Source organism: Variovorax sp. PAMC26660 (assembly GCF_014302995.1).
Lineage (GTDB): Bacteria > Pseudomonadota > Gammaproteobacteria > Burkholderiales > Burkholderiaceae_C > Variovorax.
This window is the reverse complement of record NZ_CP060295.1, coordinates 5,900,178-5,922,926: the sequence shown is the minus strand read 5'-3', so window position 1 is coordinate 5,922,926 and position 22,749 is coordinate 5,900,178. Positions and strand designations below refer to the sequence as shown.

Genomic DNA, 22,749 nt, shown 5'->3' with positions numbered 1-22,749 from the left:
AAAGGCTCAGGCCAGCGCGGGCTCGCGCGCCTTGGCCAGCAGTTCGATGCAGGCCGAGCGCTCCGCGAAACCGGCGACGGGAATGTCGATGACGAACTCTTCGATGCCGTGGCGTTCGCTCAACGCATCGAGCGCGTCGCGCACCTCTTCGCCGGTTCCGGCAATGACATGCGGGCGCCGCTCTTCGGTGCGGTAGTCGGTCACACCGGCCTGCCGCGCGAACTCGGCCGCGGCCTCCAGGCTGGGCAGGTTCACGCTCTGCCCGGTCGGCAGATGCACCTTGAAGCTGCGCAACGCGCCCACGAGCTGCGCGGCCTTCTCGTGCGTCTGGGCCGCGAAGGCAAAGAGCGCGAGCAAGGGTGCGCGCCCCGTGGCCGAGCGGTAGGCATCGACAGACTGTTCGAGGTTGACGGGGTCGCCGTTGAAGTGACCGGCGTAGACAAACTCCCAGCCGAGTTGCGCGGCCAGCAGTGCACTCTCGGGGCTGCCGCCGAGCAGCACGCGCTGCGGCAACTGGGGCGGATTCGGCGTGGCGACCGCGCCTGCCAACGCGTGGCCCGAAGCCACGCCGTCATGCAGGAAGGCATCGAGTTCGGCAAGGCGCACGCCGAAGTCTTCGCGCTGCTTCACCGGATCGTGCAGCCACTGCAGCGCCTTGCTGGTGAGCGGCAGGCCACCGGGCGCCTTGCCGACACCCAGATCGACACGACCCGGTGCCAGCGAGGCCAGCACGCGGAAAGTCTCGGCCACCTTGAACGGGCTGTAGTGCTGCAACATGACGCCGCCCGTGCCGACACGGATGCGCGAGGTCTTGGCAAGCACATGCGAGGCCAGCACCTCAGGGGCCGATCCCGCGTAGTTGCGGTTGCCATGGTGCTCGGCCAGCCAGTAGCGGCGGTAACCCAGTCGCTCGGCGCTTTGTGCGAGCGCGATGGTGTGCTGGAAAGCCTGTGCGGCGTCTGCGCCTTCAGGGATCAGGCTCTTGTCGAGCAGGGACAGCGAATAGGACACGGTGTGCGGCGAAAGACGCCATTGAAAGAATTGCTGCGAATTCTGTAGGGCATCGCGCGCACCGTTTGCGCTGATTTTCTATATCGATATCTGCATATTGCTCAGTCGCCCAGGTGGCCCAGGATCGACCGCGCCGCATCGGCCGCGCTGACGATGGCCGTATCGATCACGAGGCGTTGCGTGGTCCACGGCATGTAGTCGCGGCCTTGCACAGAAGCCCATGTCGGCGGCGCGAGGCCCGGAATGTCGCAGGTGCGTTGCGTGACGCGGCGCCGGTGTTCGGCGACATCGGAGCACACGATCTCGACCTCGATCACGCGCGAAGATGAGTCCGACGCCACGGCACGCCAAGCCTCGCGCGTGAGCGGCAGCGGATTGACGCAATCGGCCACCACGGTCTGCCCGAGTGCCAGATTGGCGCGGGCCAGTTCATAGGCGACGACATAGCCCGCAGGCCCGACGTCGCCCGCCAGCACCTTTGCCGACACGATGGCCTGCTCGATGGTGTCGATGCGCAGGTACACGGCCGGGGAGCGTGCAACGATCTCGCGGGCGATGGTGGTCTTGCCCGTGCCGGGCAAGCCACCCAGAACAATCAGCATCGGTGTCTTTGCCTCCAGGTGGGTCCCGCATGGTGCTGGCCCCGGCCCTTGCTGTCAAAGCGCCTGATGCTCGCGCCTCACCACGAATGCGGCAGCAAGGCCAGCGTCGCTGCCGCATGCAGCCGGCGCAACGCCCTCACCGGCACATAGCCATGCGGCGCACGGCGTGCAATTTCGCGCGGCGAGCTGGGGGGAATGCGCCACGACTTCGCTGTCAGGGCAAGAACATGGCGGGCCTGTGCGGCGGGAGAGTCGAAGAGATGGCGCTGTGGCATGGCAATGTGAAGGTGAACGCTGCGCCCGATTCTGCGCAGCGCCCTGCCCTTTGCCAAAGACGGATTGCGAGTTTCCTGATGCAGAAAATTCCACCTGCCACGCCAGGCACTCACTACGATGGCCTGGGTCAACCACAAGGAGCACAGACATGTCGAATCACGTTTACAAGTCGCTCGAGCTGACCGGCTCGTCCTCCACCGGCATCGAGGACGCAGTTCAGACCGCCATCGCCAAGGCGCACGAGACCATCCGCAATATCCAATGGTTCACCGTGACCGAGACGCGCGGCCATGTCGTGGATGGCAAGGTCGCGCACTGGCAAGTGACGCTGAAGATCGGCTTCACGCTGGAATAGCCCACCCGGCGCAAGGCCGGGCATGGCCCGGCATCAGGCGAAGTCGGTCGAGGGCTTTTCCCAGAGATTCACGCCGCCTTCGACCGCGTACTTGTCGATCTCGGCCAGCTCTTCGGCACTCAGCGGCGCATGCGCGAGCGCCGCCACGTTGTCGACGATCTGCTCGGGCCGGCTGGCACCGATCAGTGCGGAGCTGACGCGCGGATCGCGCAAGGTCCAGGTCAGCGCGAGCTGCGCGAGACTCTGGCCCCGGCGCTGCGCGATCTTGTTCAAGGCGCGCGCGCGTTCCACGTTCGCTTCGGACAAATGCTCCTGCTTCAGCGAGCCGCCGCCGGGCCGGTTGATGCGCGCATCGGCCGGAATGCCTTGCAGGTACTTGTCGGTCAGCAGCCCTTGCGCGAGCGGCGTGAAGGCGATGACGCCGGCACCCAGATCCTCGGTGGCCGTGAGCAGGTCTTTCTCGATCCAGCGGTTGAACAGGTTGTAGGCCGGCTGGTGGATCAGCAGCGGCACCTTCCACTCGCGCAGCAGCGCGGCGATCTCGCGCGTCTTGCCGGCCGAGTAGGAAGAAATGCCGATGTAGAGCGCCTTGCCCTGCTGCACGGCCTGCGCCAGTGCAGACGCGGTTTCTTCGAGTGGCGTGTGCGGGTCGAACCGGTGCGAATAGAAGATGTCGACATAGTCCACACCCAGGCGCTGCAGGCTCTGGTCGAGGCTGGCGAGCACGTATTTGCGCGAACCGCCGCCCTGGCCGTAGGGGCCGGGCCACATGTCCCAGCCGGCCTTGCTGGAGATGATGAGTTCATCGCGGTAGGCCTTGAAGTCTTCGCGCAGCAGGCGACCGAAGTTGGTCTCGGCACTGCCGTACGGCGGGCCATAGTTGTTGGCCAGGTCGAAGTGATTGATGCCCAGGTCGAAGGCCGTGCGCAGCAGCTTGCGTTGCACGTCGATGGGCGTGCTGTCCCCGAAGTTGTGCCACAGCCCGAGCGAGATGGCGGGCAGCACGAGCCCGCTGCGCCCGACGCGGCGATAGGGAATGGCGTCGTAGCGCGCGGGAGCTGCGAGATAGGTCATGGAATGTCTCTGAGCGAAAAAGTATGAAGGAAGAGAAAAGCACGCGGAGTGCACGGGGCACGCCAGTGCAGCATGCCTGCGCAGGGATATCGCCGCAAGCGTTGGCGGTCGCTGGTTTCAATGGCGATGAAAGCGAACGTATCAACGGGCGTGCGCGGGCACAAAGAAGGAAAGCGTGGATCGATATGCGGGTTGTGCGCGAGAGGCAGAATCGCGATCTTGCAGATCACGCTCGCGCCGATCCGCCAACCAACCAATCTCCCAGCCGAAACCCATTCGGGCATGGCTGTGCCTTGGGCCATCGTGGCACTCCTCTCCTGAGATTCCGTCTGCCTCATGCGTCCAATGAAAAATATCACCTTCTCCACACCCACGCCCGAACAACTCGCCAGTGGCGAACTCGGCCGAAAGCTGCGTGCGTTCAACTACGGGGTCGTCGGCAAGTACGCCGAGACCCAGTACGTGCGGCTGGACGCGAGGGACGAAGCCGGCCGCCTGCTCGGCGGGCTCCGGGGCTACGTTGCCCTGCGCTGGCTCACCGTCGAAATTCTCTTTGTGGAAGAAGATACGCGCGGCTCAGGGCTTGGGAGTCGCCTGCTCGTGGAAGCGGAACAGCAGGCCATCGCGCTCGGTGCGAAGAATGCGAGGCTCGACACTTTCGAGTGGCAGGCGCGGCCTTTCTATCTCAAGCACGGCTATGAAGAGTACGCCCGCATCGATGACTTCGTGCAGGGCCAATACTTGGTGCTGATGAAGAAGGCGCTAACGGGCTGAAGGCGTGTCTGTTGTTGGCCACATTGAGGTTGCTGTTCAGGGCATCGCTCACGCCGACACGGGGCTCTTTTTCGCGAATGTCCCCCGCTTCGCTCCTCCTTTATTTAGCTAAAAAGAGCCCCGTATCAGCGTGAGCGTTATGCGGAGCAGTCGTTGATCGGCGATCACCAGCAGCGTGCCCCTGTGTGAATGACGCCAGGTGCTCCCCGCAGCGAAATAAAGGAGGAGCGAAGCGGGGGACATTCGCACAGGGGAGCACCTGGTGTCATTCGCACTCGCCCTGAATGAACCCGCTCCAAACAGCAGCGCCCAGAACAAGTACACCCTAAACAAAAAATCAGAGAGCCGCCCGCCCTCGAAGCAAGAAAGCCCTCAGCCTCGCATTCATCGGCTCCGAATAGAACCGCGCGACGCCCCATGCCACAAGCACCGAGGCCGCGACAAAGAAGACCATCGCGGGGAGCTTGTAGACAGCCGGCATCGCCCCACGCGGCACAAAGCTGCGCATCAACCCCAGCACGATGATGTGAAAGAGGTACAGCTCATAGCTGTGCCGTCCCAGCCAGCGCAGCCCCGCCAACGCCCTGCTGCGCAACGCCCAGCCCGGCACGCGCTCGTTGTGCGCGCCGATCAGCAGCACGGCAGTGCCGGCCGCGATGGCAGTGAAGCCGAAGACTTCGTTGCCCTGAATCCCGCGCAGGTACGTCACGGCCACGAGACAGGCTGCGGCAAGCTGTAGCTGGCGGCCTCCCCAACTGCCAAGGCTGAAGCGTTGTGCCAGCAACGCGGCGCAGCAACCGAAGGCCACCGCGTCGAAACACGCGAGATAGCCGTACATGAAGTAGATCTCGTCGTCCGTGTGAAAGCTGCGGTAGATCGGGCCCACGACGATCGCCAGCACCCACACGGCCACGATGGCCCATTGCCGCTTCAGCCCGAAGCACAGCAGCGGAAACGCGAGATAGAACACCTCCTCCACCGACAGCGACCAGTAGATGTTCATCGCGTAGTTGAAGTACCACGCATGCTGCATCAGCACGTTGTGCCAGAAGCTCAGCACCGACAGCACCGCGACCGGATAGCCGACCTCCGGCCAACCGGGCTTGGCGACATTCATGAATGCCGGTTGCTTCAGCAGCCCGAGCACCACGATCACCACCAGCGCAACGACAAGGCACGGCACGATCCGCGCGAAGCGAAACGCATAGAAGCTGCGCACGTCCACGTTGCCCAGGCTGCCGTAGCGCCGCAGCGTGGTCGAGGTGATGAGGTAGCCCGAGACCACGAAGAACATCGTCACGCCGTAGTTGCCATTGCGCGCAACGGCCTTGATGAATTCCGCCGGCAGCACGGCCGCCAATGGACTGTCGAGCAGCGAGTACGACAGGTGGAAGTGCAGCAACAGCACGAGGGAAATCGCGATCCCGCGAAGGATGTCGATCCTGAAATTCCGGGCCTGCAAAGGCTGGGCAGATGCGCCGGCAGCGCCGGGGCCGGTGGCCGCGGACGGCGAAGGAAGCAAGGACATCGGGAAAACACCTAGAGGCGAACTGCAACGAGCTTAAACGAGCGCGCCACGAGGGAAACGGCACGCATGCCGCGTCCATGCGCAGCTCCAAAAGCCCCCTCACTCCTGGCCCGTTACTTGCAACTTCGCCTCAAAATGACAGAAAATTTTCTTAACTGACTTATATTTGTAAACTAGTTTTCATTAACGCACCCTTCCGGGCGCCCCACTCCCCGCATGAGCACCAACGTCGACACCCCAGGCACCACCGTGGCCCAGCGCATTGCGCAGGCATTGCCACGGCTGACGCGTTCGCACCGGCAGGTGGCCGACTACGTGCTGGAGCACCCGCTGCAGGTGGCCACGCTGCCCATCGACGAGCTCGCGGCCGCGGTGGGTGTCTCGGTGGCCACCGCCAACCGTTTCGCCCGCGCGCTGGACTTCGACGGCTACGCCACCTTCCGCGCCGAGCTCGTGCGCGGCTTCGAATCGCTGGTGGCACCGGTGGAGCGCCTGCGCGGCAACCTCGAGCATCCGACCACGGTGGCCGAGGTGTTCGCCACCGCGCTCGACGAAAGCCGCCGCAACATCGAAGCCACGCGCCAGACGCTGGACTACACCGCCTGCGAAGCCGCGGTGGAACGCATCGGCAAAGCGCGCTCGGTCTACATCGCAGGCTTCGGCGCCAGCGGCTGGCTCGCAGGCCTGCTGCAGCACGGGCTGGACAGCAGCTGCCGAGACGTGCGCCTGCTGCCGGGCGTGAGCGGCGTCACGCACGCGGCGCGCTCGCTGATGCACGCGGGCCCGAAGGACGTGTTCATCGGCCTGACTTTTCCGCGCTACCTGACCGACACCGTGATGCTTGCGCAGATCGCACGCGAACAAGGCTGCGGCGTGATCGCGCTCACCGACCGCCCGACCTCGCCGATGGCGCCGTTGGCCGACGTGGCGCTCTATTGCCAGACCGAAACCAGCTACCGCCCGAACTGCGAAACCAGCGTGCTCGCGCTGGTCGAGGCGCTGACCAGTGCGGTAGCGCTGCGCGCGCCCGACCCGGTGCAATCGGCGCGCCGCACGCTGCAGGTGTTGCGCCCCTGGCTGCACGGCGCCAACGGGTTGCCGCGGATCGACGGCCCCGCCGCGCGCTCGGTTGGCACGTCCAGCACTTCCTCCGATGGCGCCGCCCTGAACGGCGCCGGCAAGAAAAAGAACAAAGCTTCCCGATGAAGAACGACAACACCCACATTCCCGTCATCGCCATCCATGGCGGCGCCGGCACCATCAGCGCCGCAACGACCAGCCCCGAACAGGCGCAGGCCTACCACGACGCCCTGCAGAACATCGTGCGCGCCGCACAGGCCATGCTGCTCAAGGGCGCCAGCGCACTCGACGCCACATGCCTGGCCGTCGAGATGCTCGAAGACTGCCCGCTCTTCAACGCGGGCCACGGCGCGGTCTTCACCCACGACGAAACCCACGAACTCGATGCCGCCGTGATGGACGGCGCCACGCTCGCCGCCGGTGCCATCGCCGGTGTGTGCCACGTCCGCCGCCCGGTGCGCGCCGCGCGCGCCGTGCTCGAAGACGGCGCGCACGTGCTGCTGGCCGGCGCGGGCGCCGAAGCCTTCGCGCGCGAACGCGGGCTGGAAATGGTCGAGCCTGCGTTCTTCTCCACCGAGGCGCGCCGCCAGCAGCTCTACCGCGTGCGCGACACCGGCCGCGTGGTGGTCGACCACGACGGCGCCACCATGACGCCACCGCTCGACGAAGACAAGAAGTTCGGCACCGTAGGCGCCGTAGCGCTCGACATGCACGGCCACCTTGCCGCAGCCACATCGACCGGCGGCATGACCAACAAGCGCGTCGGCCGCATCGGCGACACGCCCCTCATCGGCTCCGGCACCTATGCCGACGACCGCACCGCCGCTGTGTCCTGCACCGGCAGCGGCGAAATGTTCATCCGCGTTGCCGCGGCCTACGACGTCTGCGCCCGCATGGCCTACGGCGGCGCCACGCTCGAAGCCGCTACGCACGCGGTGGTGCAGCAGTCGCTGCCCGCCATCGGCGGCACCGGCGGGCTGATCGCCATCGACCGCCACGGCAACCTGAGCCTGGCCTTCAACACCGAAGGCATGTACCGCGGCCACGCGCGTGGCGATGAAGCGCCGGTAACAGCCATCTTCGCCTGACACGCGCGCCCTCTTTCTCTCGCACTCCCATGTCCACCCCTGCCCTCGCCCTGCCGGACGGCCGCGTTCTCGCCGTCGACGATCTCACTGTTCGCTTCTCGACGTCGGAGCGCACCGTCGATGCCGTCAAGAACCTGTCCTTTCACGTCGACCACGGCGAAACGCTCGCGGTGGTGGGCGAATCGGGCTCGGGCAAGTCGGTGACTTCGCTCGCGCTGATGCGGCTGGTGGAGCACGGCGGCGGCCGCATCCTCGGCGGCAGCATGGCGTTTCGGCGCCGCAACGGCGAAGTGCTTGACCTGGCGCAAACGCGCGACAGCACGATGCGCGGCATTCGCGGTGCGGACATCGCGATGATCTTTCAGGAGCCGATGACCTCGCTGAACCCGGTCTTCACCGCCGGCGACCAGATCGCCGAGGCCATCCGCATCCACCAGGGCAAGAGCAATGCGGCCGCACGCGCCGAGGCGCTGCGCATGCTGGAGCTGGTGCGCATTCCCGAAGCGCGCAACGTGCTCGACCGCTTTCCGCACCAGTTGTCGGGCGGCATGCGCCAGCGCGTGATGATCGCGATGGCGCTGTCGTGCAAGCCGCAGTTGCTGATTGCCGACGAACCCACCACCGCGCTCGACGTGACCATCCAGGCGCAGATCCTCCAGCTCATTCGCGAGCTGCAGAAAGAGATGCACATGGGCGTGCTCTTCATCACGCACGACATGGGCGTGGTGGCCGAGATTGCCGACCGCGTGCTCGTCATGTATCGCGGCGACAAGGTCGAAGCCGGCACGTCGGATGCCGTGTTCGCCTCGCCGAAGCACCCTTATACGAAGGCACTGCTGTCGGCGGTGCCCAAGCTGGGCGCGATGCAGGGCACCGACCTGCCCGCCAAGTTCGAACTGCTGCGCACGGAAGGCAGCGCGGAGATGGCGCCATGCGACCACATCACGCCGCAAGACACGGTGCGCGAAGAAGCCGGCCCGATCCTGCGCGTGCGCGATCTGGTCACGCGCTTCGACGTGCGCAGCGGCATCTTCGGCCGCGTCAAGCGCCGCGTGCACGCCGTGGAAAAAATCAGCTTCGACCTGTACCCCGGCGAAACGCTGGCGCTGGTCGGCGAATCGGGCTGCGGCAAGTCGACCACCGGCCGTTCGTTGCTGCGCCTGGTCGAGAGCCAGAGCGGCGCCATCGAGTTCGGCGGCAAGAACATCCGCGAGCTGCCCACGCGCGAACTGCAGGCACTGCGCCGCAACATCCAGTTCATCTTCCAGGACCCGTTCGCATCGCTCGATCCACGTGTGACGGTCGGTTTCTCGATCATGGAGCCGCTGCTGATCCACAACATCGCCAAGGGCGCCGAGGCGCAGCAGCGCGTGGACTGGCTGCTGCAGAAGGTTGGCCTGCCGCCGGAAGTGGCGCAGCGCTATCCGCATGAGTTCTCGGGCGGCCAGCGTCAGCGCATTGCGATTGCACGCGCGCTCGCGCTGAACCCGAAGGTGGTGGTGGCCGACGAGTCGGTGTCCGCGCTCGACGTGTCCATTCAGGCGCAGATCGTCAACCTCATGCTCGACCTGCAGCGCGAGCTGGGCGTGGCCTTCCTCTTCATCTCGCACGACATGGCCGTAGTCGAGCGCATCAGCCACCGCGTGGCCGTGATGTACCTGGGCCAGATCGTCGAGATCGGTCCGCGCCGCGCGGTGTTCGAGGCACCGCAGCACGCCTACACCCGCAAGCTGATGGCGGCGGTGCCGGTGGCCGATCCGTCGCGCCGCCACAAGCCGCGCGCGCTGCTCGAAGGCGAGATCCCCAGCCCCATCCGCGCAGTCGGCGACGAGCCCGACGTGCCGCCGCTGGTGCAGGTCGCGCCCGGCCATTTCGTTGCCCGCCACGCCATCGGCGGGGCCTTTTGATTCCTGACGCCATCGGCGGCGCGTTCCGATTTTTCATCCCGCAGGCCCTCCTGCTTTTTTTCCACGAACCGACTGGAGTTCTTCCATGAAGCCATCTTCTTCCTCCCTGCGATGGGCATCCGCACTGCTGGGCCTGGCCGCCATTGCCGCATCGGGCACGGCGCTGGCCGCGAAAGACGTGGTGCTGGCCATCGGCTGGCAGCCGGAAACGCTGGACCCGTACAACACCAACACCACCATCACCACGGCCGTGACCAAGACCTTCTATGAAGGCCTGTTCCAGTTCGACAAGGACCTGAAGGTGCAGAACGTGCTCGCCGAGAGCTACGACGTGTCCAAGGACGGCCTGGTCTACACCATCAAGCTGCGCACCGGCGTCAAGTTCCACGACGGCACCGACTTCAATGCAGAAGCCGTGAAGGTCACGCTCGACCGCGTGCTCAATCAAGACAACAAGCTGCTGCGCTACAACCAGTTCAACCGTGTTGGCAAGGTCGAGGCGGTGAACCCCAGCACCGTGCGCATCACGCTGAAGGAGCCCTTCGGCCCCTTCATCAACTCGCTGGCCCACGCATCGGCCGCGATGATTTCGCCGACCGCGCTGAAGAAGTGGGGCAACAAGGACATCGCTTTCCACCCCGTCGGCACCGGCCCCTTCGAGTTCGTCGAGTGGAAGCAGACCGACGCCGTCAAGGCCAAGAAGTTCGACGGCTACTGGAAGAAGGGCTACCCGAAGGTCGACAACCTGCAATGGAAGCCGGTGCTCGAGAACAACACGCGCGCCGCCATGCTGCAGACCGGCGAAGCCGACTTCGCCTTCCCGATTCCCTACGAGCAGGCCGAGCTGCTGAAGAAGAGCGACAAGCTCGAAGTGGTGGCCTCGCCGTCGATCATCACGCGCTTCCTGGCATTCAACATGCTGCAAAAGCCCTATGACAACCCGAAGGTGCGCGAAGCCATCGGCTATGCCATCAACAAGGAAGCGCTAGCGAAGGTCGCGTTCGGCGGCTATGCCTTCCCCGCGCAAGGCGTGATGCCGCAGGGCGTGAAGTTCGCCGAGAAGATGGCGCCCATTCCCTACGACGTGAAGAAGGCCAAGGAACTGCTGGCCGAAGCCGGCTACCCCAACGGCTTCGAGTCGGTGCTGTGGAGCGCCTACAACAACACGACCAGCCAGAAGACCATCCAGTTCGTGCAGCAACAGCTCGCGCAAGTGGGCATCAAGCTGCAGGTGCAGGCGCTCGAAGTGGGCCAGCGCACCGAGCTGGTCGATGCATGGCCCGATGCGAAGACGGCCAAGGTGCGCATGTACTACACGGGCTGGTCGTCGTCGACCGGTGAAGCCGACTGGGGCCTGCGTCCGCTGTTCGCGTCCGAGTCGTGGGCGCCCAAGCTGAACAACATGTCGTTCTACAAGAGCGATGTGGTGGATGCTGCGCTCGCCAAGGCGCTGATCACCGTGGACGACAAGGAAAAGGCCGCGCTGTACAAGACCGCGCAGGACGAAATCCGCAAGGACCTGCCGCGCGTGCCGCTGGTCACCGAGCAGAACCTGTCGGCACACGCCAAGCGCCTGTCGGGTGTGTTCGTGATACCTGACGGCAACATCAACATCGACGCCATCGCGGTGTCGAACTGATCGCGCGCTCTTCGTTTCCTGACTGACTGTCCGGCGGGCGGCGGCCTCCTGCTGCCGCCCGTTCGCGACAACCGTACCCCATGCTGAATTACTTCCTCAAACGACTGTTGGGCCTGATCCCGACACTGCTCATCGTGGCAGTGCTGGTGTTCCTGTTCGTCCACATGCTCCCCGGCGACCCGGCGCGCCTTGCCGCCGGACAGGACGCCGACGAGCAGACCGTGGCCATGGTGCGCCAGGAACTGGGCCTCGACAAGCCGCTGCCACAGCAGTTCGTGAGCTTCTTCGCCCACATGGTGCAAGGCGACTTCGGCACCTCGATCCGCACGCGGCGGCCGGTGTCGACGGAGATTGCCGAGCGCTTCTTCCCGACGGTGATGCTGACCATCACCAGCATGGTGTGGGCCGTGATCTTCGGCATGGGGATCGGCATCGTGTCGGCGGTGTACCGCAACAAATGGCCCGACCGGCTGGGCATGACGCTCGCCGTGTCCGGCATCTCATTCCCGGCATTTGCCCTGGGCATGCTGCTGATGCAGATCTTCTCGGTCCAGCTCGGCTGGCTGCCCACCGTGGGCGCCGCCACCTGGAAGCACTACATCCTGCCCTCGATCACGCTGGGCGCGGCCGTGGCCGCCGTGATGGCGCGCTTCACGCGTGCGTCCTTCGTCGAGGTGATCCAGGAAGACTTCGTGCGCACCGCGCGTGCCAAGGGCGTGCACGAAACCAGCGTGGTGTTCAAGCACACGCTGCGCAACGCGCTGATTCCGGTGGTCACGATGATGGGCCTGCAGTTCGGCTTTCTGCTGGGCGGCTCGATCCTGGTCGAAGCGGTCTTCAACTGGCCGGGCCTGGGCCGCCTGCTGGTGGACGCGGTGCAGATGCGCGACTACCCCGTCATCCAGACGCTGGTGCTGCTGTTCTCGCTCGAATTCATCCTGATCAATCTCGTGGTCGATGTGCTGTACGGCTACATCAACCCGACCATCCGCTACAAGTGAGCAAGCAGCCATGACGCAAGCTTCCGGCGTGCCTGCCGAATCCATCGTTCCACTGTCCCCCGTTGCCGTGGTGCAAACCGCGGGCAAGGTCCGCACGCCCTGGGGCGAATGCTGGCGCCGCTTCAAGAAGCAGCCGCTGGGCATCGTGGCGGCCATCTTCGTGCTGTTGCTGGTGCTCATCGCGGTGTTCTCGCCGTGGATCGTGCCCTTCGATCCGGAGAACTTCTTCGACTACGACATGCTGAACAGCGGGCCTTCGGCCACGCACTGGTTCGGCGTCGATCCGCTGGGCCGCGACATCTTCAGCCGCATCCTGGCGGGCACGCGCATCTCGCTGGCGGCCGGCTTCCTGTCTGTGCTGGTGGGCGGCTTCATCGGCACGGCCTTCGGCCTGCTCGCGGGCTACTACGAAGGCTGGTGGGACCGCATCGTCATGCGCATCTCGGACGTGCTGTTCGCCTTCCCCGGCATCCTGCTGGCGCTGGGCGTGGTGGCCATCCTGGGCAGCAGCATGACCAACGTGGTGGTGGCGGTGTCGGTGTTCAGCGTGCCGGCGTTCGCGCGGCTCGTGCGCGGCAACACGCTGGTGCTCAAGCAGCAGACCTACATCGAGGCCGAGCGCAGCATCGGCGCGTCGGACTGGACCATCATCGTGCGGCACATCCTGCCTGGCACCATCTCTTCGATCGTGGTGTATTTCTCGATGCGCGTGGGCACCTCGATCATCACGGCGGCCAGCCTTTCGTTCCTGGGCATGGGCGCGCAGCCGCCAACGCCCGAGTGGGGCGCGATGCTCAACGAGGCGCGCGCCGACATGGTGACCTCGCCGCACGTGGCGCTGTTCCCCAGCCTGGCGATCTTCTTCACCGTGCTCGCCTTCAACCTGCTGGGCGACGCCCTGCGCGACGCGCTCGATCCGAAGATCGACCGCCAGTAAGTTCTTCTCTTCTTCATGCCCTCCACCACCCTGCCCTTCATCGGCCACCTGCTCCAGGGCGAGCGCAACACCATCACCGACGTTGCGGGCGTCACGGTCGGCCACCAGACACTGAGCGATGGCGATGTGCAAACTGGCGTGACGGTCATCCGCCCGCATGCCGGCGATCCGTTCCGCGACAAGGTGCCGGCGGCTGCGGTGGTGCTCAACGGGTTCGGCAAGAGCGTGGGGCTGGTGCAGCTCGCTGAACTCGGCGTGCTCGAAACGCCGATCGCGCTGACCAATACTTTCTCGGTCGGCACCGTGGGCACGGCACAGATCCGCCAGTGCGCTGCCGCCAACCCCGAGACCGGACGGGCGCTGCCCACGGTCAATCCGCTGGTCTTCGAGTGCAACGATGGCTTTCTGAACGACATCCAGCGGATGGCGGTGACGGAGGCCGACTACCTGCATGCCTTCGACAGCGCCGCCGCCGACTTCGCGCAGGGCTCGGTCGGCGCGGGGCGCGGCATGTCGAGCTTTCAGCTCAAGGGCGGCATCGGCAGCGCTTCGCGCCGCGTGTCGTCGCGCGATGGCGGGCTGCACACGGTCGGTGCGCTGGTGCTGGCCAACTACGGGCGCCAACCGCAGATGCTGCTGGCGGGTCATGCGGTCGGCGAGCGGCTGGCGGCGATGCAGGCATCGCGCAACGCCGCGGCTTCAGGCGAACCCGAGAAGGGCTCGATCATCATCGTCGTGGCCACTGACGCGCCGCTCGATGCGCGGCAACTGCGCCGGCTTGCACTGCGCGCAGGCGCGGGACTGGCCCGCACGGGCTCGGTCTTCGGCCATGGCAGCGGCGACATCGTGCTGGCTTTTTCGACCGCCTACACCGTGCCCGACCGTGTCGAACGGCCGATGCCGGCCGTGGCGATGCTGCACGACGGCCTGCTCGATGGGCTGTTCCAGGCTGCGGCCGACAGCACCGAGCAGGCTATTCTTCATGCGCTGTGGCGCGCGACGCCCGTCACGGGCCGCGACGGCAACCACCGCGCCGCGCTCGGCGATTTGCTGCCGGCGTCTTCCCTTTCACCCCTCGCCTGAGGAAACCCTCCGCCCATGAAAGTCCTGATCTCCACCGACATCGAAGGCGTTGCCGGCGTCTATCACCATGAGCAGACGCGTCAGGGCAACCCGGAATACGAACGCGCCCGGCTGCTGATGGCGCACGAGGCCAACGCGGCCATCGCGGGTGCCTTCGACGCCGGCGCCACCGAGGTGCTGGTGAACGACTCGCACGGCGGCTTTCGCAACATGCCGCCCGACGTGCTCGATGCGCGTGCGCGCGTGGTGCAGGGCAAGCCGCGCTACCTGAGCATGGTGGCGGGCGTGGAAGAAGGCGTGGACGCGGTCTGCATGGTGGGCTACCACTCGCGCGCGCAGGGGCGCGGCATCCTCGCGCACACGATCAACGGCTTTGCCTTTGCCGGCATCTGGTTCGGCGATCAGGAGCTGGGCGAAGCCGGCGTCTACGGCGCGCTGGCCGGCGAGTACGGCGCGCCAGTGGTGATGGGCAGCGGCGACGACATGTTCATCGCCGAGAACCGGCCGCTCTTTCCGCACGCGACCTTCGTGCAGACCAAGCGCGCCACGGGGTACTACAGCGGCGTGTCGCTCTCGCCCGAGCAGTCGCGCCATGCGATTCGCGCAGGCGTCGAAGAAGCGCTGGCCGCGCGCGCAAACGCACTGCCGTTGGTGTTCAAGGGCCCGCTGGTGGTCACGCTGCGTTGCCAGTCGCCGGGGCTGGCCGACCTGTTCTGCCAATGGCCGAACTTCGAGCGCGTCGATGGCGTGAACCTGCGCTTCACCGCCGAGACGGTCGAAGCGGCCGTGCGCATGCTGAACTGCTGCTCGGCGATGTCGACGATGCTGCGCTGAGGCGCGGCCCGATCAGCCCGCGTAACCCAGGGCCCGTGTCGCACTGCGACCGCCTTGGCCGCCCTGTTCCAGCTTGAACTCGCCGACGATCTTCGACAGGCTGCCCGCCTGTTCCTGAAGCGACTGGGCCGCCGCCGAGGCCTCTTCGACCAGCGCGGCGTTTTGCTGTGTCGCCTGGTCCATCTGCGTGATGGCCTGGTTGATCTGCTCGATGCCCGAGGTCTGCTCCTGGCTCGCCGCGCTGATCTCGCCCATGATGTCGGTCACGCGTTTCACGCTGCCGACAATCTCGTCCATGGTGCGGCCCGCATCGGCCACCTGTCGGCTGCCTTCCTCGACCTTTTCGACGGAGTTACCGATCAGCGTCTTGATTTCCTTGGCCGCCGCGGCCGAGCGCTGCGCAAGGCTTCGCACTTCGGAAGCCACCACCGCAAAGCCGCGTCCCTGGTCACCGGCACGGGCCGCCTCGACCGCTGCGTTCAGCGCCAGGATGTTGGTCTGGAAAGCAATGCCGTCGATCACGCCGATGATGTCGACGATCTTCTTGGACGATGCATTGATCGAGCCCATGGTGTCGACTACTTGCGACACCACGCTGCCTCCCTTCACTGCCACTTCCGATGCCGACGTGGCCAGTTGATTGGCCTGACGCGCGTTGTCCGCGTTCTGCTTGACGGTCGAGGTGAGTTCCTCGATCGATGCGGCGGTCTGCTCCAGCGAACTCGCCTGCGCTTCCGTGCGCGACGACAGATCGTGGTTGCCCATCGCGATCTGGGTGCTGGCCGTCGAGACGTTCATCACCACGCCATGCACCTGCATCAACGAGCCCTGCAAGGCCGAGCGCATCAGGTCCAGCGCGCGCAGCAGGCGGCCAGTTTCGTCCTTGGCATAGCTCGATTGGGCAACGCCCGTCAGGTCCATGTCGGCAATCGACTGCGCGATGGTCTCGGCACTGCGCAACGGTTGCGTGATGCTGCGGGCCAGCAGCCACGCCAGCAGCGCGCCCAGGACCAGGCTCACTGCGGAGCAGACGATCAGCAGCGTGCGGGTCTGCGCCTGCAGGTCGTTGGCGCGGGCGGCGGCGGCGTCGAGCTGCTCGCGCTGCATGTCCACGACCTGCTGCACACCGGCGAGGTAGCTGGTCGACGTGGGCTGGAACTGGGCATCGAAGGCGCGGTTGGCGCCGGCAAGGTCACCGGTCAGCTTGAGCTTGCTCACTTCTTCGCGCGAAGCCAGGTAGGCCTTGCGCAGGTTGCCGACCTTCTCGAACAGTTCGCGCTCCGCAGGCTTGACCAGCTTGGTCTCGATGAATTTCTGCAGCTCGTTGGTGTCCTTGATCGACTTGGCCGTTGCGGGCGCGAAGTAGTCGATCAGGCTGGCGTCGCTGCTCTTGGCAATGGCGGCCGCGCGCTGCACGCCCGAGGTGGTGTGGCGCAGCCAGTCGGAACCCGCCCGCTCGGTCTTCACGTTGTCCTGGATCATGGTGTCGATCTCCAGGCTCAGTTGCTGCAGCTTCAGCACCGCGGCGACGCTGGTGGCGAGAAACAGCGCCAGGATGGCGCCCAGCACGATGGCCAGACGCTTGCCAATTGAGACATTGCTCAAGAACATGATCGAACTCCAGAACGCAAGGGGGCGGAAAGACGGCCGCAAGACACGGCGGCACCGTCGAACCTGAACGAAGGAGCGAGGCCGGTGGCCGCTCTCCATGGCTGGATATCGGCAGTTCGGGTGAAAACTTTAGGCAACTTCCATCCGAACGCATCGCCGCCCGTCGCTTGCCTGCCGAAACTTCGTTCTGTTCCTAGAATTCCCGGGTCAGGCGGCTCCACGCCGGGGTCCGCGCCTTATCCGGAATAAGCATCCAACCGTCTTGAAACCCGCATGGACACTGGTGAATATGCTTATCCGGATAAGGCGCGAACCAAAAAATAGTTTGTTTCCATAAGGCCCGCTTTCAGAATCTCGGCTTCTTGCTGGGGCGCTGGACGCACTGCACTTCAAGACACACGCACGATGTACCAATACACAGAATTCGATCGCCAGTTCGTTCACCAACGAGCCGCCCAATTCCGAGACCAGCTCGAGCGCTGGCAAAAGGGCCGCTTGCACGAGGACGAGTTCCGCCCCCTGCGGCTGCAAAACGGCTGGTATGTCCAGCGCTACGCGCCGATGCTGCGCGTGGCCGTGCCCTATGGTGAGCTTTCGAGCCGCCAGCTGCGCGTGTTGGCAAAGATCGCCCGCGAGTACGACGAGCCCGAAGCCGAGGTCTACAAGAAGGCCATCGAGACGCAGGGCCTGCTCGGCAGCCAAAAGCTGCCCACCCACTACGCCCACTTCTCGACGCGCCAGAACGTCCAGTACAACTGGATTCCGCTGTCGAAGTCGGCCGACGTGATGGACCTGCTGGCTTCGGTCGACATGCACGGCATCCAGACCAGCGGCAACTGCATCCGCAACATCACGAGCGACGAGCGCGCCGGCATTGCCATCGACGAGATCGCCGATCCGCGCCCCTTCGCGGAAATCATGCGCCAGTGGAGCACGCTGCACCCTGAGTTCGCGTTCCTGCCGCGCAAGTTCAAGATTGCCATCACCGGCGCCACCGAAGACCGCGCCGCCACTGGCTGGCACGACGTGGGCCTGCACGTGGTGAAGAACGAAGCCGGCGAAATCGGTTTCCGCGTGCAGGTGGGCGGCGGCATGGGCCGCACGCCGATCATCGGCACCGTGCTGCGCGAGTTCCTGCCGTGGCAGCAGATCATGAATTACCTCGAAGCGGTGATTCGTGTCTACAACCGCTATGGCCGCCGCGACAACATCTACAAGGCGCGCATCAAGATTCTGGTGAAGGCCGAAGGCCAGCGCTACATCGACGATGTGGATGCCGAGTACAAGCAGATCCTCGAACACGACGGCGCACCGCACACCATCACGCAGGAAGAGTACAACCGCGTGGCTGCCTCCTTCGTGCCGCCGACGCTCGCCACCCGCGTGCTGCAAAGTGCCGAGAAGACCGACGCCGAGCTGCGCACCCACGCGGCAGACGACGTGCAGTTCGCCCGCTGGCTCGCCCGCAACGTCGCGCCGCACAAGAACCCCGCGCTGCGCGCCGTCACGCTGTCGTTCAAGCGCCTGAAGCAGGCGCCCGGCGATGCTTCGGCCGACCAGCTCGACACGCTCGCGTTGCTGGCCGACCGCTTCTCCGCCGGCGAAGCCCGCGTGACGCACGACCAGAACGTGGTGCTGCCCTGGGTGCATGCCGAAGACTTGCATGCGCTGTGGCTCGCCGCTCGCGCGGCCGGCTTTGCCAGCGCCAACGTGCACCTGCTGACGGACATGATCGCCTGCCCCGGCGGCGATTTCTGCTCGCTGGCGAACGCGCGCTCCATCCCGATTGCCGAAGCCATCACCGAGCGCTATCAGGACCTCGACGAGCTCGACGACTTGGGCGAGATCGACCTGCACATCAGCGGCTGCATCAACTCCTGCGGCCACCACCACAGCGGCCACATCGGCATCCTGGGCGTCGACAAGGACGGCAAGGAGTGGTATCAGGTGTCGCTGGGCGGCTCCGACGGTTCCGCGCTCAGCGGCGCGCCCGTGGCCGGCAAGGCCGTGGGCCCCTCGTTCTCGGCGGCCGAAGTGCCGGGCGTGATCGAGGCCGTGCTCACCACCTACCGAGACACCCGCGAAGGCGGCGAGACCTTCATCGACACGCTGCGCCGCGTAGGTCCGGACCCGTTCAAGGCCGCGGCCAACGGTGCGCGATTCAAGGTGGAGGAAGCAGCATGAACAAGACCCTGAACATTCTGGCCGCCGAAGATCACATCGACGATGGCGACCCGAAGGTGCTGCAGCTCGCCAACGATGCCGATCCGCTCGCCATCGAGATGTGCCTGGCCGACATCGAGCGCATCGACCTGAACTTTCCGAAATTCACCGACGGCCGCGCCTACAGCCAGGCCTTCCTGCTGCGCCGCCGCCTGGGCTTCACGGGCGACATCCGCGCCACGGGCGACGTGCTGATCGACCAACTGGTGCAGATGGAACGCACCGGCTTCTCGAGCGCCGTGCTGAAGGAAGGGGTGGACGCCTCCGACGCGCAGCGCCAGTTCGACCGCTTTGCCGCCTTCTACCAGGGCGACGCAGTGAAGACCGCGCCGCACTTCGTGGCCGGCAACTGAGCACCCGAAAGCGCATCGGAACCTTCGACATGAGCATCGCCACGGACATCGACTTCACACGCATCAACACCGACCTCGGCCGCAACGCCGAGGGCTTGGTGGACTGGGCCATCGGCCTGGGCCAGCCCGCGATCATCACCACCAATTTCCGCCCCTTCGAAGCGGTGATCCTGCACATGGTCACGCGTGCCAGGCGCAATGTTCCCGTGGTCTGGATGGACAACGGCTACAACACCGAGGCCACCTACCGCTTTGCCGATGAAGTGACGAAGCAACTGGGCCTGGATCTGCACATCTACCTGCCGCGCCGCTCGCGTGCGCATCGCGAAGCGGTGGAGGGCCAAACGCCGGCGCTCGACGATCCGCGCCATGCCGCTTTCACCGAAGAGGTGAAGCTCGAGCCCTTTGCCCGCGCGCTGCGCGAGACAGCGCCGAAGGTTTGGTTCACCGCGCTTCGTGCCACCGACACGGCCGTGCGTGCGCAGATGGACCCGGTCAGCGTCAACCCGGACGGCCTGATCAAGGTCGCGCCGCTGCTGCACTGGTCGTCCAAGGAGCTGTACGAATACTGCGAGGCCCATGGCCTGCCGAACAACTTCGACTACGTAGACCCGACCAAGGGCGAAGACAACCGCGAGTGCGGATTGCATCTCTCACACTGAGCGCCAACGCCTCACCCACCCTTCGCATTCAGCACACCACCCGATGAACGCCCGTACCGAAACCGATCTGCTGCTGCCGCCCATGCACTCTCCTGCGCACCTGTCCAACACGCACCTCGATGCGCTGGAAGAAGAAACCATCTTCATCCTGCGCGAAGTGGCGGCCGCCTTCGAGCGCCCCACCCTGCTGTTCTCGGGCGGCAAGGACTCGCTGGTGCTGCTCAAGTGTGCGGAGAAGGCCTTCGGCGCGGGTCGCATTCCGTATCCGCTGCTGATGATCGACACAGGCCACAATTTCCCCGAAGTGACGGCCTACCGCGACCAGCGTGCGAAGGAACTGGGCGCCGAACTCATCGTGCGCAATGTCGAAGACTCGATGAAGCGCGGCACCGTGCGCCTGGCGCACCCCGGCGAATCGCGCAATGCGCACCAGTCGGTGACGTTGCTTGAAGCCATCGAAGAATTCCGCTTCGACGCGCTCATCGGCGGCGCCCGCCGCGACGAAGAAAAGGCGCGCGCCAAGGAACGCATCTTTTCGCACCGCGACAGCTTCGGCCAATGGCAGCCCAAGGACCAGCGCCCCGAGCTGTGGACGTTGTTCAACACGCGCCTTGCCTCCGGCGAACACTTCCGCGTGTTCCCGATCTCGAACTGGACCGAACTCGACGTGTGGCAATACATCGAGCGCGAGCACGTCGGCCTGCCGTCGATCTACTACACGCACAAGCGCGAAGTGGTCGAGCGCCGCGGCCTGCTGGTGCCCGTGACCGAACTGACCCCGCCGCGCGACGGCGAAACGGTGCAGGTGCGCGACGTGCGCTTTCGCACCGTGGGCGACATCACGACCACCTGCCCGGTCGAGAGCCTCGCGGCCGATGCGGGCGACGTGGTGCTGGAAACGCTCACGGTCGATGTCAGCGAACGCGGCGCCACCCGGATGGACGACATGACGTCCGAAGCTTCGATGGAAAAACGCAAGAAAGACGGTTACTTCTGATGAGCGCGACGACTGCTGCAACCCCTGTCACCACCGACGTCCACGGCGACACCGGCACCGCCCTGCGCTTCATCACCTGCGGCTCGGTCGACGACGGCAAGAGCACGCTGATCGGCCGCCTGCTGGTAGACAGCAAGACCGTGCTGCAAGACCAGCTCGCCGGCGTGCAGCGCGGCGGTGAAACCGACCTCGCCCTGCTGACCGACGGCCTCTCGGCCGAGCGCGAACAGGGCATCACGATCGACGTGGCCTACCGCTACTTCTCGACCGCCAAGCGCAAGTTCATCATCGGCGACGCGCCGGGCCATGAGCAGTACACGCGCAACATGGTCACCGCCGCTTCGGCTGCCGATGCGGCCGTGGTGCTGGTCGATGCAACCAAGCTGGCCTGGGCCGCCGAAGTGGAAGACGGCACCGTGGTCAAGCGCGAGCTGCTGCCGCAGACCCGCCGCCATACGCTGCTGGCCAACCTGCTGCGTGTGCAGTCGATCGTGTTCGCAGTCAACAAGCTCGACGCCATCGGCGACGCCGGCCTCGCCTTCGAGCGCATCTCGACCGCGCTGAACGCCTTTGCAGAAGCGGCCGGCGTGCAAGTGGCCGGCATCGTGCCGATCTCTGCCCTCAAGGGCTGGAACGTGGCCACGCGCCATGCCGACTGGGTTGGCTACGAAGGTCCGAGCCTGCTTGAACTGCTCGAAGAACTGCCGGTCACCGCGCAGGACGAGGCCGTGCCCTTCGCCTTCCCGGTGCAGTGGGTCGAAAAATTCTCTTCCTCGGCCGACACCTCGCAGGGCCGCCGCGTGTTCTGGGGCCGCGTGGCCTCGGGCCATGTGGAACCCGGCCAGCGCGTGACCGTGCTGCCGAGCAACCAGACGGCGACCGTCGCCCAGGTGCTGAGCCACACCCGCCAGCCGAAGTCGGTGCATGCGGGCCACAGCGCCGGCATCGTGCTCGACCGCGAGGTCGATGTGTCGCGCGGCGACTGGCTGCTGGCGCCTGACGCCTTCGAGCCGGTGCGCGAGATCACGGCCACCGTGGCCTGGCTCGACGACGAGCCGCTGGTTGCGGGCCGCGTGTACTGGGCGCTGCAGGGCCATCGCTGGGTCAAGGCCAAGGTGGCGCGCATCGTCGATCGCGTGAACATCACGACGCTCGAATCGGAGCCCACCACGCAACTGGAAGCCAATTCCATCGGTGATGTGGTGCTCGCGCTGCAGCAGCCGCTGGCTGTGTTGCCCTTCGCGCAATCGCGTGCGCTGGGCTCCCTGGTGCTGGTCGATACGGCCTCCCACAAGACCGCTGCTGCCGTGCTCGTGCAGCCCGCCGCCGCAAAGGCCTAAAATCTCGGGTTTTCCCCGACCACTGACGTTAAAAGACAAATGACCCACGTCGTCTCCGAAGCCTGCATCCGTTGCAAATACACCGACTGTGTGGACGTTTGTCCCGTGGACTGTTTCCGCGAAGGTCCCAACATGCTGGTGATCGACCCGGACGAGTGCATCGATTGCGCGGTCTGCATCCCCGAATGCCCGGTCAACGCGATCTATGCCGAGGAAGACCTCCCGGCCAACCAGATCGCCTTCATCAAGATCAACGCCGAGCTGGCTCTGGCCGACGGCTGGAAGAGCATCACCAAGCGCAAACCCGCGCTGCCTGATGCCGACGACTGGAAAGACAAGACCGATAAAGTTGGGGAGCTGGTGCGCTGAGCACC

At 65.6% G+C, this 22,749-nt stretch carries 23 protein-coding genes; 16 read left to right on the top strand and 7 right to left on the bottom strand.

The window, feature by feature from the left end; translation table 11 throughout:
- Positions 1-6 precede the first annotated feature (6 nt).
- From H7F35_RS27975 to H7F35_RS27965, 3 genes are all read right to left on the bottom strand, one after another.
- On the bottom strand, positions 7-1,011 hold the full coding sequence (locus tag H7F35_RS27975; protein WP_187109777.1) for an LLM class flavin-dependent oxidoreductase: 1,005 nt from the start codon (positions 1,009-1,011) through the stop codon (positions 7-9).
- A gap of 101 nt (positions 1,012-1,112) precedes the next feature.
- Positions 1,113-1,613 (bottom strand): AAA family ATPase, encoded by a 501-nt coding sequence (locus tag H7F35_RS27970; protein ID WP_187109776.1) that lies wholly within the window; start codon positions 1,611-1,613, stop codon positions 1,113-1,115.
- Positions 1,614-1,690: 77 nt separating this feature from the next.
- Entirely contained in the window at positions 1,691-1,888 is a 198-nt protein-coding gene (locus H7F35_RS27965) for a hypothetical protein (protein WP_187109775.1), read from the bottom strand.
- A gap of 149 nt (positions 1,889-2,037) precedes the next feature.
- Here H7F35_RS27965 and H7F35_RS27960 point away from each other — a divergent pair, with 149 nt between their 5' ends.
- The gene (locus H7F35_RS27960) at positions 2,038-2,244 is read left to right on the top strand and encodes a dodecin (RefSeq protein ID WP_187109774.1); all 207 of its coding nucleotides are present in this window, start codon (positions 2,038-2,040) and stop codon (positions 2,242-2,244) included.
- 33 nt (positions 2,245-2,277) lie between these two features.
- Here the strand turns inward: H7F35_RS27960 and mgrA are convergent, their stop codons facing one another.
- Both mgrA and H7F35_RS27950 read right to left on the bottom strand, forming a co-directional pair.
- Positions 2,278-3,318, bottom strand: a complete 1,041-nt coding sequence (mgrA, locus tag H7F35_RS27955) for an L-glyceraldehyde 3-phosphate reductase (RefSeq protein ID WP_187109773.1) — start codon at positions 3,316-3,318, stop codon at positions 2,278-2,280.
- Positions 3,315-3,620 carry a hypothetical protein gene (locus tag H7F35_RS27950; protein ID WP_187109772.1) on the bottom strand — a complete coding sequence of 102 codons (306 nt, stop codon included), beginning with the start codon at positions 3,618-3,620 and terminating at the stop codon, positions 3,315-3,317. The genes mgrA and H7F35_RS27950 overlap by 4 nt, the downstream gene beginning before the upstream one ends.
- 43 nt (positions 3,621-3,663) lie before the next feature.
- On the opposite strand from H7F35_RS27950, the gene H7F35_RS27945 reads away from it, so the two are divergent.
- Positions 3,664-4,092 (top strand): GNAT family N-acetyltransferase, encoded by a 429-nt coding sequence (locus tag H7F35_RS27945; protein WP_187109771.1) that lies wholly within the window; start codon positions 3,664-3,666, stop codon positions 4,090-4,092.
- Positions 4,093-4,429: 337 nt separating this feature from the next.
- Here the strand turns inward: H7F35_RS27945 and H7F35_RS27940 are convergent, their stop codons facing one another.
- On the bottom strand, positions 4,430-5,620 hold the full coding sequence (locus tag H7F35_RS27940; RefSeq protein WP_187109770.1) for an acyltransferase family protein: 1,191 nt from the start codon (positions 5,618-5,620) through the stop codon (positions 4,430-4,432).
- A 216-nt stretch (positions 5,621-5,836) separates the two neighbouring features.
- On the opposite strand from H7F35_RS27940, the gene H7F35_RS27935 reads away from it, so the two are divergent.
- From H7F35_RS27935 to H7F35_RS27900, 8 genes are all read left to right on the top strand, one after another.
- A complete protein-coding gene (locus tag H7F35_RS27935; protein ID WP_187109769.1) occupies positions 5,837-6,826 on the top strand; it encodes a MurR/RpiR family transcriptional regulator in 990 nt (329 codons plus the stop codon).
- Positions 6,823-7,788: an isoaspartyl peptidase/L-asparaginase family protein gene (locus tag H7F35_RS27930; RefSeq protein WP_187109768.1), complete on the top strand. Its 966-nt coding sequence runs from the start codon at positions 6,823-6,825 to the stop codon at positions 7,786-7,788. Before H7F35_RS27935 ends, H7F35_RS27930 begins: the two co-directional genes overlap by 4 nt.
- A gap of 29 nt (positions 7,789-7,817) precedes the next feature.
- The gene (locus H7F35_RS27925; RefSeq protein WP_187109767.1) at positions 7,818-9,695 is read left to right on the top strand and encodes a dipeptide ABC transporter ATP-binding protein; all 1,878 of its coding nucleotides are present in this window, start codon (positions 7,818-7,820) and stop codon (positions 9,693-9,695) included.
- Positions 9,696-9,780: 85 nt separating this feature from the next.
- Positions 9,781-11,334: a glutathione ABC transporter substrate-binding protein GsiB gene (gsiB, locus tag H7F35_RS27920; protein WP_187109766.1), complete on the top strand. Its 1,554-nt coding sequence runs from the start codon at positions 9,781-9,783 to the stop codon at positions 11,332-11,334.
- A gap of 80 nt (positions 11,335-11,414) precedes the next feature.
- On the top strand, positions 11,415-12,335 hold the full coding sequence (gene gsiC / locus H7F35_RS27915) for a glutathione ABC transporter permease GsiC (protein WP_187109765.1): 921 nt from the start codon (positions 11,415-11,417) through the stop codon (positions 12,333-12,335).
- A 10-nt stretch (positions 12,336-12,345) separates the two neighbouring features.
- Positions 12,346-13,272 carry a glutathione ABC transporter permease GsiD gene (gene gsiD, locus H7F35_RS27910; RefSeq protein WP_187109764.1) on the top strand — a complete coding sequence of 309 codons (927 nt, stop codon included), beginning with the start codon at positions 12,346-12,348 and terminating at the stop codon, positions 13,270-13,272.
- Between the two features lie 15 nt (positions 13,273-13,287).
- Entirely contained in the window at positions 13,288-14,355 is a 1,068-nt protein-coding gene (locus H7F35_RS27905) for a P1 family peptidase (RefSeq protein ID WP_187109763.1), read from the top strand.
- 15 nt (positions 14,356-14,370) lie between these two features.
- The gene (locus tag H7F35_RS27900; protein WP_187109762.1) at positions 14,371-15,189 is read left to right on the top strand and encodes a M55 family metallopeptidase; all 819 of its coding nucleotides are present in this window, start codon (positions 14,371-14,373) and stop codon (positions 15,187-15,189) included.
- 12 nt (positions 15,190-15,201) lie between these two features.
- Here H7F35_RS27900 and H7F35_RS27895 read toward each other — a convergent pair whose 3' ends face one another.
- Entirely contained in the window at positions 15,202-16,800 is a 1,599-nt protein-coding gene (locus tag H7F35_RS27895; RefSeq protein ID WP_187109761.1) for a methyl-accepting chemotaxis protein, read from the bottom strand.
- A gap of 405 nt (positions 16,801-17,205) precedes the next feature.
- Between H7F35_RS27895 and H7F35_RS27890 the strand changes: the two genes are divergently transcribed.
- Genes H7F35_RS27890 through fdxA form a run of 6 tightly spaced genes read left to right on the top strand, consistent with a single transcriptional unit; the run spans position 17,206 to position 22,744 of the window.
- Complete coding sequence (locus tag H7F35_RS27890) at positions 17,206-18,984, top strand: nitrite/sulfite reductase (protein WP_187109760.1); 1,779 nt, start codon at positions 17,206-17,208, stop codon at positions 18,982-18,984.
- Positions 18,981-19,376, top strand: coding sequence for a DUF934 domain-containing protein (locus H7F35_RS27885; protein WP_187109759.1), 396 nt, complete (start codon positions 18,981-18,983; stop codon positions 19,374-19,376). The genes H7F35_RS27890 and H7F35_RS27885 overlap by 4 nt, the downstream gene beginning before the upstream one ends.
- Positions 19,377-19,405: 29 nt before the next feature.
- The gene (locus H7F35_RS27880) at positions 19,406-20,038 is read left to right on the top strand and encodes a phosphoadenosine phosphosulfate reductase family protein (RefSeq protein WP_187109758.1); all 633 of its coding nucleotides are present in this window, start codon (positions 19,406-19,408) and stop codon (positions 20,036-20,038) included.
- A 43-nt stretch (positions 20,039-20,081) separates the two neighbouring features.
- Entirely contained in the window at positions 20,082-21,035 is a 954-nt protein-coding gene (cysD, locus tag H7F35_RS27875; protein ID WP_187109757.1) for a sulfate adenylyltransferase subunit CysD, read from the top strand.
- Positions 21,035-22,375 carry a sulfate adenylyltransferase subunit 1 gene (locus H7F35_RS27870; RefSeq protein ID WP_187109756.1) on the top strand — a complete coding sequence of 447 codons (1,341 nt, stop codon included), beginning with the start codon at positions 21,035-21,037 and terminating at the stop codon, positions 22,373-22,375. Before cysD ends, H7F35_RS27870 begins: the two co-directional genes overlap by 1 nt.
- 39 nt (positions 22,376-22,414) lie before the next feature.
- Entirely contained in the window at positions 22,415-22,744 is a 330-nt protein-coding gene (gene fdxA, locus H7F35_RS27865; protein WP_056518182.1) for a ferredoxin FdxA, read from the top strand.
- Positions 22,745-22,749: the final 5 nt, after the last annotated feature.

Bases quoted from the DNA above. Each gene is read 5' to 3' on its own strand.
- H7F35_RS27970 (WP_187109776.1), bottom strand. From the start codon at position 1,613: ATGCTGATTGTTCTGGGTGGCTTGCCCGGCACGGGCAAGACCACCATC.
- H7F35_RS27965 (WP_187109775.1), bottom strand. From the start codon at position 1,888: ATGCCACAGCGCCATCTCTTCGACTCTCCCGCCGCACAGGCCCGCCAT.
- H7F35_RS27960 (WP_187109774.1), top strand. From the start codon at position 2,038: ATGTCGAATCACGTTTACAAGTCGCTCGAGCTGACCGGCTCGTCCTCC.
- mgrA (WP_187109773.1), bottom strand. From the start codon at position 3,318: ATGACCTATCTCGCAGCTCCCGCGCGCTACGACGCCATTCCCTATCGC.
- H7F35_RS27950 (WP_187109772.1), bottom strand. From the start codon at position 3,620: ATGGCCCAAGGCACAGCCATGCCCGAATGGGTTTCGGCTGGGAGATTG.
- H7F35_RS27945 (WP_187109771.1), top strand. From the start codon at position 3,664: ATGAAAAATATCACCTTCTCCACACCCACGCCCGAACAACTCGCCAGT.
- H7F35_RS27940 (WP_187109770.1), bottom strand. From the start codon at position 5,620: ATGTCCTTGCTTCCTTCGCCGTCCGCGGCCACCGGCCCCGGCGCTGCC.
- H7F35_RS27935 (WP_187109769.1), top strand. From the start codon at position 5,837: ATGAGCACCAACGTCGACACCCCAGGCACCACCGTGGCCCAGCGCATT.
- H7F35_RS27930 (WP_187109768.1), top strand. From the start codon at position 6,823: ATGAAGAACGACAACACCCACATTCCCGTCATCGCCATCCATGGCGGC.
- H7F35_RS27925 (WP_187109767.1), top strand. From the start codon at position 7,818: ATGTCCACCCCTGCCCTCGCCCTGCCGGACGGCCGCGTTCTCGCCGTC.
- gsiB (WP_187109766.1), top strand. From the start codon at position 9,781: ATGAAGCCATCTTCTTCCTCCCTGCGATGGGCATCCGCACTGCTGGGC.
- gsiC (WP_187109765.1), top strand. From the start codon at position 11,415: ATGCTGAATTACTTCCTCAAACGACTGTTGGGCCTGATCCCGACACTG.
- gsiD (WP_187109764.1), top strand. From the start codon at position 12,346: ATGACGCAAGCTTCCGGCGTGCCTGCCGAATCCATCGTTCCACTGTCC.
- H7F35_RS27905 (WP_187109763.1), top strand. From the start codon at position 13,288: ATGCCCTCCACCACCCTGCCCTTCATCGGCCACCTGCTCCAGGGCGAG.
- H7F35_RS27900 (WP_187109762.1), top strand. From the start codon at position 14,371: ATGAAAGTCCTGATCTCCACCGACATCGAAGGCGTTGCCGGCGTCTAT.
- H7F35_RS27895 (WP_187109761.1), bottom strand. From the start codon at position 16,800: ATGTTCTTGAGCAATGTCTCAATTGGCAAGCGTCTGGCCATCGTGCTG.
- H7F35_RS27890 (WP_187109760.1), top strand. From the start codon at position 17,206: ATGTACCAATACACAGAATTCGATCGCCAGTTCGTTCACCAACGAGCC.
- H7F35_RS27885 (WP_187109759.1), top strand. From the start codon at position 18,981: ATGAACAAGACCCTGAACATTCTGGCCGCCGAAGATCACATCGACGAT.
- H7F35_RS27880 (WP_187109758.1), top strand. From the start codon at position 19,406: ATGAGCATCGCCACGGACATCGACTTCACACGCATCAACACCGACCTC.
- cysD (WP_187109757.1), top strand. From the start codon at position 20,082: ATGAACGCCCGTACCGAAACCGATCTGCTGCTGCCGCCCATGCACTCT.
- H7F35_RS27870 (WP_187109756.1), top strand. From the start codon at position 21,035: ATGAGCGCGACGACTGCTGCAACCCCTGTCACCACCGACGTCCACGGC.
- fdxA (WP_056518182.1), top strand. From the start codon at position 22,415: ATGACCCACGTCGTCTCCGAAGCCTGCATCCGTTGCAAATACACCGAC.